This is a genomic window from Pseudomonas sp. P129 (genome assembly GCF_020312195.1).
In the GTDB taxonomy this organism is placed as follows: domain Bacteria; phylum Pseudomonadota; class Gammaproteobacteria; order Pseudomonadales; family Pseudomonadaceae; genus Aquipseudomonas; species Aquipseudomonas fragariae.
On the sequence record NZ_JAGPYS010000001.1, the window covers coordinates 614,848 to 629,008 of the forward strand.

The 14,161-nt window shown below is 57.4% G+C and carries 7 protein-coding genes; 4 read left to right on the plus strand and 3 right to left on the minus strand.

Annotation, left to right across the window (positions count from 1 at the left end):
• Positions 1 to 25: 25 nt before the first annotated feature.
• Positions 26 to 2,992 (minus strand): Tc toxin subunit A, encoded by a 2,967-nt coding sequence (locus tag KBY02_RS02770; protein WP_225649756.1) that lies wholly within the window; start codon positions 2,990 to 2,992, stop codon positions 26 to 28.
• A 237-nt stretch (positions 2,993 to 3,229) separates the two neighbouring features.
• On the opposite strand from KBY02_RS02770, the gene KBY02_RS02775 reads away from it, so the two are divergent.
• On the plus strand, positions 3,230 to 6,046 hold the full coding sequence (locus tag KBY02_RS02775; RefSeq protein WP_225649764.1) for an RHS repeat-associated core domain-containing protein: 2,817 nt from the start codon (positions 3,230 to 3,232) through the stop codon (positions 6,044 to 6,046).
• Positions 6,047 to 6,164: 118 nt separating this feature from the next.
• The gene (locus KBY02_RS02780; protein ID WP_225649766.1) at positions 6,165 to 8,918 is read left to right on the plus strand and encodes an RHS repeat domain-containing protein; all 2,754 of its coding nucleotides are present in this window, start codon (positions 6,165 to 6,167) and stop codon (positions 8,916 to 8,918) included.
• 341 nt (positions 8,919 to 9,259) lie between these two features.
• Here KBY02_RS02780 and KBY02_RS02785 read toward each other — a convergent pair whose 3' ends face one another.
• Positions 9,260 to 10,783, minus strand: a complete 1,524-nt coding sequence (locus tag KBY02_RS02785) for a fumarate hydratase (protein WP_003406346.1) — start codon at positions 10,781 to 10,783, stop codon at positions 9,260 to 9,262.
• Positions 10,784 to 10,962: 179 nt separating this feature from the next.
• On the opposite strand from KBY02_RS02785, the gene KBY02_RS02790 reads away from it, so the two are divergent.
• Positions 10,963 to 11,901 carry an iron-sulfur-binding ferredoxin reductase gene (locus tag KBY02_RS02790; protein ID WP_032654397.1) on the plus strand — a complete coding sequence of 313 codons (939 nt, stop codon included), beginning with the start codon at positions 10,963 to 10,965 and terminating at the stop codon, positions 11,899 to 11,901.
• Between the two features lie 120 nt (positions 11,902 to 12,021).
• Here the strand turns inward: KBY02_RS02790 and pyk are convergent, their stop codons facing one another.
• Complete coding sequence (gene pyk, locus KBY02_RS02795; RefSeq protein WP_003345368.1) at positions 12,022 to 13,473, minus strand: pyruvate kinase; 1,452 nt, start codon at positions 13,471 to 13,473, stop codon at positions 12,022 to 12,024.
• A 176-nt stretch (positions 13,474 to 13,649) separates the two neighbouring features.
• Here pyk and KBY02_RS02800 point away from each other — a divergent pair, with 176 nt between their 5' ends.
• A complete protein-coding gene (locus KBY02_RS02800; RefSeq protein ID WP_003345370.1) occupies positions 13,650 to 14,045 on the plus strand; it encodes a tetratricopeptide repeat protein in 396 nt (131 codons plus the stop codon).
• Positions 14,046 to 14,161 lie beyond the last annotated feature (116 nt).

Genomic DNA, 14,161 nt, shown 5'->3' on the forward strand with positions numbered 1-14,161 from the left:
CATTGAACAGGTTAATGCTCACGACTTAACGGTTGGCGGCTATCACGGCTTCGCCTGCTGACTTCCAGTGCGAGGCAGTGCTGGTCGCTGTCAGGTCAGTAGCCGACAGTAATTGTCTTGCCGAAAGGCCGGTGACATCACTGGCGCTGTGCATCCGGCTCAACCAGTCCACCTCGTGCATGCTGGAAGCGATACGATCTGACCCGGTCAGCAATGCGTTTGCGGCCAGCACTTCAGATGACGTCCAGCCTGTCAGTGATGCCAGCCGCGCAGCACATTGGGTATTGTCTCGATGCGTGTCATTGGCTTGCTTGAAATAATCGAGCAGCGTTTCTTCCGGGTAACCGCAGTTGTCGCGCCAGTTGCGGTAACGGTCGAGCAAATACAGACTGTTCATTGAAAGGGGAAGCAGGAAGCCAAAGTCTGCATGCAGCCAGCGTGGACTGATTAAAAATGTGCGTAATGCCCGGGCGCTCAGCCCCAGTTGCTGGCTGACTTCTGAATAGCGAATCAGCGTCGAGACCTTCTGAATGGCGCCATCATCCCAAAGTAACGCACCGAGAAACTTGCCTGCATCGCTGCCTGCCCAGCGTATCACCGGCTCGCAACGGTCCGGCGGCAAACCGGTGAGGGTCAGCAACAGCCCTTCCACCAGCCGATGTTGACTCCGGTAGCCGTTCAATACGAACGTTTCAAGTCTGGCTTCGACTTCGCTTGCAAGGGGTTCCGCGATGGCTATGGAGGACAAGCGTTCACGCAGGGTGCGGCGGATGCTGACCGCGGGTTCCTCGTGCAGCGGCTGAGTCGTGACCAGCCCTAATCCGTCGATCAGGTCGTAATCGAGGATAGTCCACCAATTGATGGTGTTGTTTTGGTCATCCTTGCTTGGCAAGTCAAGGGATGCCAGCTGGTCTCTCTTCAGTACAGCCTGGCGCGCATCGTTGGTTAATTGCTCAAGTTGAACAGTCAGTTCCTGCGTGACTATTGTTTCGGTGATGCCCCAGCCTAGCTGACGTCGCAGTGCAGCGATGTCTCGGTCAGACGCTTTGAGCCACGTGACTGCCCAGTCCAGTTGCATCAGGATATCGAGCACGTCCGGTTCGGTGTCGTCGAGTTGACCTGAGACCACCTTTTTCCGAAAAGACAGAGTGCCCAGCAGGTCGATCAATGCCCGGCATTCTGCTGCGGTCAGACGGAACATCGAAGCAATGCGGGCTTGGCGGTACAGCGAAGAAATCATGCTCAAATTGAGTCTGAAGTCAGTGGGCGCGTTGCCAATCAGTTCGCGAACATCGACGGCCAGCTGCCTCAAGCCTTCATGAGTGCTGGATAACTGCAGGGCTCGGCTCAACTGAGCGCGAGTCTTGACGTGCTGGCTACTGTCCTGATCGAGGTCGAGAATCGACCCCTCCAGCACCAGCGGAGTATCGAACAATGCCGGGTTGTTGAATACCCGGTCGAACATCGGCAAGCGTCCGTCGTTTGCCTCGCCGGGCATCAGGTGAACAAAGGCTGCAAACTCATCAGGCGCGAGGCCGTAACGTTTGTTCAGATACCGATAGGTTCCCAGTGCGCGTAGCGTATTTACCGTCAGCACCATCTGCAGGTTCACGGCGCCTTCGGAGCGAATGACCGCCATGACCAACGTGTCCAGCGCTGTAAACGGAATGCCCGTCCAGCGCTGCAGACGGATCATGCGTTGCAGACGGTCGAAGCGGTCCACGCTGGTGTTTACCAGCCGCTCAGTGCCGTACGCATCCTTGTTCAGAGCCATTGCCGGCTGATTGGTCGGGCCATTGACGTAGCCAGCTCCGAATCGGGCCTTGATTGCTGTCAGGCTCGCATCGAGTGGGGAGTCTTCATCTGCGGTGTTTCCCGCTGCACGGATGTTGGGAGAGGCATAGGCCGTGTGGTTGCCTATGGCAAGCAGGGCTTCGACTCCGTCACTGTCCAGACCCGTCTTCTCCAGGAAGACGTTCAGATTATTCAAAGGATTGCTGGCGTCGTCGACGTAATCGACGTTGTATTTCGTTTTGAAGAACTGACGGGTCAGGTCTGCTGACGTGTCTGCGTTTGCCAGACTGGATAAGGCAGGTTCAATCACGATTGCCTGTTGCTCTGGGCCTGCTCCGCTCATCAGCACTTGTGCGATGGCACTGGAGTGCTGCACTTTTCCATAGTCACTGCCGTACCTGGAAGTGGTTGGAAGTTCAAGGCTGACGCAGTAATTCAGCTCGCCTAACATTGGCTTCTTCCCGGCAAGCCCGAGGCTGATCTGTTGAAAGTGGAAGTTGTAAGGAAACTGAAACGGGTGTTGTTTTTCGGCCACCAATTGGTAAATAGACTTGCCCTTGTCCTCAGGCACCGTGTCCACGTAGGCATTGATGGCTTTACTTAACACCTGATTGACGATGTGCAGCGTGGGGATTGGCGTGAAGGTGCTTTGTTGGTCGATCAACAGACCTTTGAGATCAGGCCGTCGGTCATGGAGTTTGATTCGGCTGTCCTCCGCGACGCTGCCTTCCAGCTGTTCCAGAGCAAACCGGTACAAGGACGTCAGGTACGCAACGGGCGAATCCTTGGCTTCTATCGCACCCACCTTGCAAAACAGATCCCAGTTTTCCTTGAAAAGATTGGGAAAGCTGGGCCCGATGTCTACCAGTGAACGCACGCCGGTGCGCCGTGTCACTGGCTGGGGCCGGCCTGAAGACAGCAGTTGATTGCGATACAGGCGCACGATCTGGGTGGTGTAACAGCGAGCGTTTTCATAGGCGAGCGCTGCATCAGCATCACTGATACGTGAGAGTTCGTGAACAAAAGCGCTTTTGGAGCGCCGTACGATATCGAACACTGAATGGATGTTCAGTTTTTCCATCGCGTTGATGAACGGTAACGTGTCATCGCCATGTTCGTGCGTGTCGTTCCCGGTTCGGGCCAGGTTGCGTAGAAGGGAGAAGGGTTGCTCGGTCATGTCCGGCGCTCCAGTGGTCATGACACAGCCTTGTTTACCATGGCGCTCGCGTCTAGCTGACAAAAGTGTCAGTCAACCATCAGCAACACCAAGCATTTCCTATAAAAACAAAGCATTAGCGCCCGCCGCTGAAGGTATATTCATTGGCGATTGACCACCCAAAGGTTATGCCTATTGGTTCTTGACCAAGCCGCGTGCTTGCGTTTGTCTGCTGTTATGGTTGAAGGGCGTCACTAACGGCGGATAGAGGTTTCAAGGATGAACTCGATCATGCACACCAATACGCCGCAATTGGCGGTCAGCGATTCACGGGGCCTGCCGGTACGCAGTGTGCAGTTCTATCGTGGCGCTGATGATCAGCCTGTTGAAGCCAGGGTGACGCAGCAATATTTCGACAAGGCCGGGCGACTGATCGCCAGTCGCGATCCACGTTTTGCCAGTCGTTTGAAATACGGTGTCTGTGCGCCTGTGAACCTGATGCAAATCGTCAGTTTGTCCGGGGCTTTGCTGCTATCGAAAAGTGTCGACTCAGGTTGGCGGGTGAGCCTCAATGGCGAAGCGGGGCAGTTAGTCGACGGCTGGGACGGACGTGACAACCCGCGCCAGATCGAATACGACGCGCAATTGCGCCCTTTGGCGATCAACGAATCAGGCCGAATGACCGAGCGCTTCACTTATGGCGGGCCCGCCACTGCTGAGCGTAACCAGTGCAATCAACTGATTCGCCATGACGATACGGCAGGCTCGCGCCTGCTGCAGGACTATGGACTGTCGGGCGGGGTTCTGAGTGAGGAACGGTGTTTCCTGCAGTCGCCTGACCGCCCGGACTGGCCACTTGCCGAACCTGATCGTGATGCACTGCTGGAGCCCGTCGGCCTGCAGACACGCCGGGCTTTCAACGCGCAGGGCGAAGCGCTGGCGCAGACTGACGCCAACGGTAACGTCCAGCGTTTCAGTTACGGTGCGGCGGGGCAACTGCACGCTGTTGAACTGACCCTGACCAATACGGAACAGCCGCAAACGCTGGTCAGTGCAATTGACTATGACGCATTCAACCAGGTCGAGCAGGAGACGGCAGGAAATGGCGTGGTCAGTCGCTATGTGTATGATCTACAGGACGGTCGGCTGATTGAACTCAGTGCGCTATCTGCTGACGGCTCAGTGCTGCAAAAACTGAATTACAGCTATGACCCGGCAGGTAACGTTCTACTCATCAACGATGCCTCGCAGCCAGACCGGTATTGCGGCAATCAGCGTATCGAGCCGATAAACCGCTACTGTTACGACACGTTGTATCAGTTGATCGAAGCCACGGGTCGTGAGGTCAGAAACGGTGCCAGTCATGGTCCGGCGCTGCCCGGTCTGCAACCTCTGCCGACGCTCGATCCTTGCCAGGTCAGCAACTACAGACAGCATTACAGCTACGATCGTGCGGGTAACCTGCTGCAAATGCGCCACGAAGGCGCACACAACTTCACCCGCAACATGCACGTTGCACCGGACAGCAATCGCAGCCTGCCCGACGATGACGAGGATGTGGATTTCGCCACGAGTTTTGATGCCAACGGCAACCTGCTGCAACTGGTGCGTGGTCAGGTTATGGGTTGGGATGTGCGTAACCAGTTGCAGCACATCACCACTGTGCAACGTGAAGACGGGGCGAACGATGACGAACGCTATGTCTATGACGGCCAGGGTCAGCGTTGCCGCAAGATCAGCACCGCGCAGGCATCAGGTCGCACGCTGAGCAACGAAGTGCGCTACCTGCCGGGGCTGGAAATCCGGACCACGGCGAGTGGAGAAATTCTCCACGTCGTTATCGCTCAGGCGGATCGCAACAACGTGCGGGTGCTGCACTGGGAAGCGGGAAAACCAGATGCCATTGCGAACGACCAGGTGCGCTACAGCCTGGGTGATCATCTGGGCTCAAGCACGCTGGAGCTTGATCAGCAAGGCGGCCTGATCAGCCAGGAAAGTTATTATCCGTTCGGCGGTACGGCCTGGTGGGCGGCGCGCAGTGCAGTGGACGCCAAGTACAAAACAGTTCGGTACTCGGGTAAAGAGCGCGATGCCAGTGGGCTTTATTACTACGGTTTCAGGTATTACGCGCCGTGGTTGCAGCGGTGGATCAATCCGGACCCGGCGGGGGCTGTGGATGGGTTGAATCTTTATGCAATGGTTCGGAATAATCCGGCAGCTTGCGTGGACCCCTCTGGGCTCGCCGGCGACTATCGTGGACGGCGAGACAGTGTCGAGCGTGACGTATTGCTTGATACCAGCATCCTTGCACGTGGTAGAAGCGAAATATCAAGGCTTCCAGACACTGAAAGTAATTATCTGGACAAGGCTTTCGAGCTCGGTCACCTTGCCTGGGATGAAAGCTCGACAATTCTCGCCGCTCCGGCGTTGGCGGGCATGCCTGAAATGCTGGTGAGTTATGTGTTGGGGGACAGCGCCAAGGAGAGGCTTGGCGAGGTGGTTGAAACATACACTGCAACGGCGGCCATGCTGAAAGAATATGATGAAGGAGGGGAGCAGTACAATCAGATTGCTGTGATGAAAAACTATCCAGGGACGGATGCATTTATTGACCTCGAAGATCAGCATAAACGCATATTTATAGTAGAAGACTTTTTAACGCGTCATGTGGCGGGTACATCAATCACACTGGGGCATGAAGTGTCCCACATCGTCCGCAACAACGAAATTCTTGATTTCGGGTACCTGGCTCCCGGCTTACGGGATGAAAACGCAGCCGCTATAAGTGAGGAGCGCTACCTGACGCACCTTGAGGGCGGGCTTCAGTCGGCAATAGAATATTCTTATGGTTACAAAAATCCGCACATGTTTCAAAGCGTCGAGCGCATGATGCAAAAGAATGTGCTAGGTGCCGAGAGAGCCATGGGACTTTTCAAGGTCAAGAGCATGCAGGACCTGAAAGTCGAGCGTTTGAGCGATCCTGAAGTACGCACCAATCTATTGATGAACAATGCAGACAGCTTGGCAATGTTAAGTTTCATGCTTGCGGAGTCGGCTGTGAAAGGCCGTCTGAGAAGCTGGGGTGCATTGATATAATGCTGGCAGTGGGCTTTCCATGCCAACTGCACATCCGGCATGGGCAAGGCTGACAGTTTTATTGCGGCACTCCCATCGCCGGGAATAAGGTCATATCAAACTTTCATGGATGAAGGTAATGAGCTCGATTGTGCACAGCAATACGCCGCTACTGGTGGTCATTGATCCGCGTGCGCTGGTTGTGCGTAGCGTGCAGTTCTGTCGAACTGTGGCCGGGCAGCCTCTTGCCGCGCGGGTGACCCATCAGCGCTATGACCGGGCAGGGCGTCCGGTTGTCGGTCGTGATCCGCGTCTGTTCAGTCGCTCGGAAACCGAAACGCAGACCCCGGCAAACCGGGTGGTCAGGTTCAGTCTGTCCGGAGCAGCTTTGCTGAGTGAAAGCGTCGACTCGGGTTGGCGACTGAACCTGATGGGCGAGGCCGGGCAGTTGCTTGAAAGCCGGGACGGGCGAGGCACGCAGCGCTTGATGGAATACGACAGTTCGCTGCGCCCGGTCTCTGTGACAGAGCAGGGGCTTGTCTTGGAACGTCTGGCCTACGGTGGCGCCGACGCCGCTGAGCATAACCAATGCAATCAACTGATTCGCCATGACGATACGGCAGGCTCGCGTTTGCTGCATGATTACGGCCTGCCTGGCGCTGCGCTGGGTGAGGAACGGCATTTTTTGCAAGCGCCTGAAAGTCCGGACTGGCCGCTGGGCGAAGCAGAGCGCGATGCATTGCTTGAGCCTGTCGGGCTGCAAACCCGCTGTGGGGTCAATGCGCTGGGCGAAGCGATCTGGCAGACCGATGCCATGGGCAATACACAGGCCTTTGGCATGACCGTCGCTGGGCAGTTGAAAGCGGCTGAACTGACATTGGCCGGTGCCTCACTGTCGCAGATGCTGGTCAGTGAAATTCATTACAACGCGCTTGACCAGGTCGAGCAGGAAACGGCCGGCAATGGTGTTGTCAGTCACTTCCAATATGATCCGCAGGATAGCCGGCTCGCTGCGCTCAGCGCGATGGCGGCGGATGGCGCGCTATTGCAAAAGCTGATTTACAGCTATGACCCGGTCGGTAATGTTCTGGTGGTCAACGATGCGTCCCAGCCAGACCGTTATTGCAACAACCAGCTCGTCGAGCCGATCAGTTGCTTCGAGTACGACACGCTGTATCAGCTGATCGAAGCCAGCGGCCGTGAAGTCAGAAACGGTGCCAGCCATGGCCCGGCGTTGCCGGGCCTGCAATCTCTGCCGACGGATGACCCGTGTCAGGTCAGCAACTACACACAGCGTTACCGCTACGACGCTGCGGGTAATCTGCTGCAAATGCGCCACGAGGGCGCGCACAACTTCACCCGCAACATGCACGTTGATCCCGACAGCAATCGCAGCCTGCCCGACGATGAAGGAGAAGTGGATTTCGCCACAAGTTTCGACGCCAACGGCAACCTGTTGCAACTCGTGCGTGGGCAGACCATGAGCTGGGATGCGCGTAATCAGTTGCAGCACATCACCACCGTGCAACGTGAAGACCAGCCGAACGATGAAGAGCGTTATATCTACGATGGGCAGGGTCAGCGTTGTCGCAAGATCAGCACCGCACAGGCATTAGGTCGCACACTGACCAACGAAGTGCGCTACCTGCCGGGGCTGGAAATCCGCACCACAGCCGATGGCGAAACCCTTCACGTTATTAATACTCAGGCGGGTCGCAACAGCGTGCGGGTGTTGCACTGGGAAGCGGGAAAACCAGATGCTGTTGCGAACGATCAGGTGCGTTACAGCCTGGGTGATCATCTGGGCTCGAGCACGCTGGAGCTTGATCAGCAAGGCGGCCTGATCAGCCAGGAAAGTTATTATCCGTTTGGCGGCACGGCCTGGTGGGCGGCGCGCAGTTCAGTAGAAGCCAAGTACAAAACAGTTCGTTACTCGGGTAAAGAACGCGATGCCAGCGGGCTTTATTATTACGGGTTCAGGTATTACGCGCCGTGGTTGCAAAGGTGGATCAATCCGGACCCGGCGGGGGATGTGGATGGGTTGAATCTTTATCAGTTCATCGCAAACTCACCTGTTAATTACCGAGATGCATCGGGACTCGCGAAATACAAAACAAAATACGACATGACAGAATTAGAGGTGCGTTTAAAGAGGGGGCCTATTTTGAGCCGCGGGCTTACGGACCTTCAAAAAAATAATAGTGACACAGCGGGTACGTTAAGAAACGCAATTGATTATGCAGTGACAGCGACTGCCGAGGCGATCAAGGCACTGGAGAACCCCGAGCTCGCTAACGCCTCTGCGCTGGCAGATCAAATACTGGGGGGGCAGGATTCTAACCATGATGTGCTATTAAACAACGTCAGAACCCTTCATGCCGCTGCAATCAGTTACAAAAATGAAAATGCCGAGCAGCTGGTGGTTGTAAAAAGCAAGGTGCCCACTGAGCTTGCTTTTGTCATGAAGGGTGACCCTCACGAGCGAATATTTTTCACGGAAGCAGGGCTAAAAGAATCAAAAAAAGTAATGGCCATGACGTTTATTCACGAGCTTTCACATATAAAGCTAAACACTGAAGATTTCTATTACTATCGAAAAGGACACACCATAAATCCTAATAGCCAAGACACCTCGGAGGAAGCCTACGAAGTCGGAGCAGGGTTGCATGACAAAAAGCTCGCCACAACCTCTGAAAAAAACGTTTCCAAAAAAACGTTGCTGTCACTCGTCGGCAGCACACACGCCAGCGATGTCGAAAAAAAACTGCAGACCGATAAAACACTCAGGAGCAACCTGCTTTTACGTAACGCAGACACCTGGGCGCTGCTCATATTTTCCTATGCGCACTCTGCACTTTGGCGCCTGGATCTTAGAGAACAAGTGGGAGAGTAAGCACACTGTTACTTTTAATGATGACAGCTTTTTTGCTGCTCACTCAGGTACGAGTGTGTTAACTAATATAACGAGTGAAGGAAGCGAGCGATATGAGGAAGCCGAGTGCAGGAGCTATATGCAGACCCGATGGGTATGACGGCATCGGTCTGAGTCTGCTCTGAAAGCATGGCCCAGTGGCAAGAGTTCGAACGTTATCGAGGATGGCAGCCGTTTACCTTCGCCGACCAAATGGCCAGGAGGATGCCGCTGCATCGGCCTATAAAAAGCGGCGCGGCGCAAACCTGGCGCTGACCATAAACGATAAAACCCGCCTCAATGAGACGGGTTTTATCCGGTGCTTACTGCACTTCCACCGCCAGACTGTCGCTGATCTTCTTCTGCCAGATCTGCGGGCCGGTGATGTGTACGGACTCACCGTTGCTGTCGACGGCCACGGTTACCGGCATGTCCTGGACCTCGAACTCGTAGATTGCTTCCATGCCCAGCTCGGCGAAGGCCACGACGCGGGATTTCTTGATCGCCTGAGCCACCAGATAGGCAGCACCACCAACGGCCATCAAATACACGGCCTTGTGGTCACGGATCGCTTCGATGGCGGTCGGGCCGCGTTCGGATTTGCCGATCATGCCCAGCAGGCCGGTCTGGTCGAGGATCTGCCGGGTGAACTTGTCCATCCGGGTGGCCGTGGTCGGGCCGGCCGGGCCGACGACTTCTTCGCGCACCGGATCAACCGGGCCGACGTAGTAGATGAAGCGACCCTTGAGGTCCACCGGCAGGGTTTCGCCCCGGTTGAGCATTTCGACCATGCGCTTGTGCGCCGCGTCGCGGCCGGTGAGCATCTTGCCATTGAGCAAAACGGTTTCGCCCGGTTTCCAGCTTTGTACTTCTTCCGGGGTCAGGGTATCGAGGTTGACGCGGCGGGCCGATGGGCCGGCTTCCCAGACGATTTCCGGGTAGGCGTCCAGCGATGGCGCCTCCAGCGAAGCAGGGCCGCTGCCGTCGAGCACGAAGTGCGCGTGGCGGGTGGCGGCGCAGTTGGGGATCATGCACACCGGCAGCGACGCGGCGTGGGTCGGGTAATCCATGATCTTGACGTCGAGCACGGTGGTCAGACCGCCCAGGCCCTGAGCGCCAATGCCCAGCTGGTTGACCTTCTCGAACAGCTCCAGACGCATCTCTTCGATACGATTCTGCGGGCCGCGGGCTTTAAGCTCATGAATGTCGATGGATTCCATCAACACTTCCTTGGCCATGACCGCGGCTTTTTCTGCGGTGCCGCCGATGCCGATGCCGAGCATGCCCGGTGGGCACCAGCCTGCGCCCATGGTCGGTACGGTTTTCAGAACCCAGTCGACGATCGAATCGGACGGGTTGAGCATCGCCATCTTCGATTTGTTTTCCGAACCGCCGCCTTTCGCCGCGACGTCCACTTCCACGGTGTTACCCGGGACGATGGAGTAGTGAATGACGGCCGGGGTGTTGTCCTTGGTGTTTTTGCGAGCGCCTGCCGGATCGGCAAGGATCGAGGCACGCAGCACGTTTTCAGGCAGGTTGTACGCGCGACGCACGCCTTCGTTGATCATGTCGTCCAGGCCCATGGTGGCGCCGTCCCAGCGAACATCCATCCCCACGCGCACGAAAACCGTGACGATGCCGGTGTCCTGGCAGATCGGGCGATGACCGGTCGCGCACATGCGCGAGTTGATCAGGATCTGGGCGATGGAGTCACGAGCGGCAGGCGACTCTTCACGCAGATACGCCTCGTGCATGGCCTGGATGAAGTCCACGGGGTGGTAATAGGAAATGAACTGCAGTGCGTCTGCAACGCTCTGAATCAGGTCGTCTTGCTTGATCACGGTCATGCGGCGCGCTCCTCTGTAAGGACGGGAACATTCAATTACGCTATCGGCGGCAGTCTGGAACTGCGGCTTGAACCAGAGCTGTCAGGTTGGCGATAGCGGGCGCAAAAAGGCGCGGCAGTATAACCCGCCCGACAGGCCAGTCTGTACAATCGCCGTTATTTTCTGCACAGGCCGTTTTGATGCCTCAATTGCATGTGGGTGAGCTTAGCTGGTCGGTGACATCGGCCAGCAATCTGCTCGACGCCCTGAACCATGCCGGTATTCCGGTCCCTTATAGCTGTCGTGCCGGCAGTTGCCATGCGTGCCTGGTGCGCGTCGTAAAGGGCGAGCCTGAAGACGCGTTGCCCGACGCGCTGCCTGCCGAAAAGCGCCAGCAGGGTTGGCGGCTTGCCTGTCAGTGCCGAGTGACGGGGGATCTGGCTGTCGAGGTGTTTGACCCCCAGCGTGATGGCCTGCCTGCCACAGTGGCAGGCTGCGACTGGCTCTCTGCGTCGGTGCTGCGTTTGCGTCTGGAGCCTGCGCGACCTTTGCGCTACAGCGCCGGGCAGCACCAGGTGTTGTGGACTGACAGCGGTGTTGCACGGCCTTACTCGCTGGCGAGCCTTCCCGGTGAGGATGCGTTTCTGGAGTTTCATGTCGATTGCCAGCAGCCCGGGGCCTTCCGTGACGTTGCCCGCCAGTTGCAGGTCGGTGATGCCCTGAGGCTCGGCGAGCTGCGTGGCGGTGCGCTGCGTTACGACCCGGACTGGCAGGAGAAGCCCTTGTTGCTGCTGGCCGCCGGCACCGGGCTCGGCCCCTTGTGGGGCGTGCTGCGCGAGGCTCTGCGTCAGGACCATCAAGGCGCGATACGCGTGATTCACCTGGCCCGCGACAGCCAGGAGCACTATCTGGCCGATGAACTGCACGCCCTGGCTGAACGTTATTCCCAAGTGCATGTTCAGCTGGTTACCCCGCAGACGCTACAGGCAACCCTGGCTGAACTGCGCCTGATGTCGCGGCACGCGATGGCGCTGGTGTGCGGCAGTGCCGACAGCGTGGAGATGTTCGCCAAGCGCCTTTATCTGGCGGGGCTGCCGCGTAATCAATTGCTGGCTGATGTGTTTGTGGCGCGGGATTAAGAGGCACGCCAGTTACAGTTCTCGTTCTTCGACACGATAATCACAAAATTCGCAAGGCTGACCCAACGCAAAAGGCCCCGGCTCTTGCGAGACGGGGCCTTGGCTTGCAGCGTGCTGCGATCAGACCAACGGGTCGCCAACGTGCAGAATCTTCATGCCGTTGGTGCCGCCGATGGTGTGGTAGCTGTCGCCCTTGGTGAGGATGACCCAGTCACCTTGCTCGACCAGACCACGCTTGAGCAGTTCGTCGACTGCGGCTTGGCTGACCTGACCTGGCGGCAGGGCTGCCGGGTCGAATGGCACGGTGTAGACACCACGGAACATCGCGGCACGCGCCTGAGTACCACGGTGCGGAGAGAACGCGTAGATCGGCACCGAAGAGCGGATGCGCGACATGATCAGCGGGGTATAGCCGCTTTCGGTCAGTGCGATGATCGCCTTCACACCCGGGAAGTGGTTGGCGGTGTACATGGCCGCCAGCGCGATGCTTTCATCGCAACGGGTGAACGAGTGACCGATACGGTGGCTGGACGTCTTGCCGGTCGGGTGCTTTTCAGCACCGATGCAGATACGGGCCATGGCCTGAACCGCTTCGATCGGGTAGGAGCCTGCAGCACTTTCGGCCGACAGCATCACGGCGTCGGTGTAGTCGAGCACGGCGTTGGCCACGTCGGACACTTCGGCACGCGTCGGCATCGGGCTGGAAATCATCGACTCCATCATCTGCGTGGCGACGATCACCGCCTTGTTGTGGCGACGGGCGTGCAGGATGATGCGTTTCTGTACGCCGACCAGTTCGGCATCACCGATTTCAACGCCCAGGTCACCACGAGCGACCATGACCGCATCACTGGCGCGGATCAGTTCATCGAGCACTTCGTCGTTGGCAACGGCTTCGGCGCGTTCGATCTTGGCCACCAGCCAGGCCGTACCACCGGATTCGTCGCGCAGCTGGCGGGCGTATTCCATGTCGGCGGCGTCGCGCGGGAAGGAAACGGCCAGGTAGTCCAGGTCCATCTCGGCAGCGAGCTTGATGTCCTGCTTGTCTTTTTCGGTCAGTGCCGGCGCCGTCAGGCCACCACCACGACGGTTGATGCCTTTGTGGTCGGACAGCGGACCACCGATCAGCACGGTGCAGTGCAGTTCGTTAGCGGTCTGGGTGTCGACGCGCATGACCACGCGACCATCGTCGAGCAGCAACTCGTCGCCTACGCCGCAATCCTTGACCAGATCCGGGTAATCGATACCCACGATCTGCTGGTTGCCACTGGTCAGCGGATGAGCAGTGGAGAAGGTGAACTTGTCACCGACCTTCAGCTCTATTCGCTTGTCGGTGAACTTTGCGATACGGATCTTCGGACCCTGCAGGTCGCCCAGCAGAGCGACGAAGCGCCCGTGTCTGGCGGCGATTTCGCGGATCAGCCTGGCGCGAGCCTTGTGCTCGTCCGGAGTACCGTGAGAGAAGTTCAGACGAGCAACGTCCAGACCCGAAAGGATCAGTTGCTCGATGACTTCCGGCGAGTTGCTGGCAGGGCCAAGTGTGGCGACGATTTTGGTGCGGCGAACGGTCATGCACAAACTCCTTAATTGAAGCGCAGCGAGAGGCTACTCCTGTCTGGGTCTTTAGTCATTGTTCCTTTGCACTACCGTGTCAGGGTCGGGGAGGGCAATCGGCTGACAACCGGCGCTCTATTGGCCTGAAGAAACAGGCCGTGACGCCGATACAGGGCAGAGAACAGGAGAGTCCCATGCGTATTGTAACGATTGTTGTATTACTGACTGCGCTCAGCGGTTGCACCCGCTGGGCGATGAATTCCAACCTCGATCACGCCTACCGTGCCTATCAGGAAGGTGACTGTGATCGGGTGATGCTCGATCTCTCCAAGGTCGAACGCCAGAGCCGCTCGCGCCGTTATGTCCAGCCGGAAGTGTCGATGTTGCGCGGCCAGTGCCTGGAGCGACAGAAATTGTATGTCGATGCGGCACAGACCTATCAATTCCTGATGGCGCAGTATCCGGAAAGTGAATACGCCTTCCGCGCACGCGCCAGACTCGACACGCTGGCACAAACAGGCCTTTACCCCAGGGCTCAACCTGCCAGACCCATACCTGTACCTGTTCGAAACGCTCCCGTATCGAAATAATTACCCTCGTTTGAATGGAAGGTGCTGTGTTCGGGTGGATTTCGACTAATTGTGAGCTAGTCTGAGGTCATTAAGCGGACGAGCTGCAGGGCTCCGGGTCGAGACTGTTTCCTGGA

Bases quoted from the DNA above. Each gene is read 5' to 3' on its own strand.
- KBY02_RS02770 (WP_225649756.1), bottom strand. From the start codon at position 2,992: ATGACCACTGGAGCGCCGGACATGACCGAGCAACCCTTCTCCCTTCTA.
- KBY02_RS02775 (WP_225649764.1), top strand. From the start codon at position 3,230: ATGAACTCGATCATGCACACCAATACGCCGCAATTGGCGGTCAGCGAT.
- KBY02_RS02780 (WP_225649766.1), top strand. From the start codon at position 6,165: ATGAGCTCGATTGTGCACAGCAATACGCCGCTACTGGTGGTCATTGAT.
- KBY02_RS02785 (WP_003406346.1), bottom strand. From the start codon at position 10,783: ATGACCGTGATCAAGCAAGACGACCTGATTCAGAGCGTTGCAGACGCA.
- KBY02_RS02790 (WP_032654397.1), top strand. From the start codon at position 10,963: ATGCCTCAATTGCATGTGGGTGAGCTTAGCTGGTCGGTGACATCGGCC.
- pyk (WP_003345368.1), bottom strand. From the start codon at position 13,473: ATGACCGTTCGCCGCACCAAAATCGTCGCCACACTTGGCCCTGCCAGC.
- KBY02_RS02800 (WP_003345370.1), top strand. From the start codon at position 13,650: ATGCGTATTGTAACGATTGTTGTATTACTGACTGCGCTCAGCGGTTGC.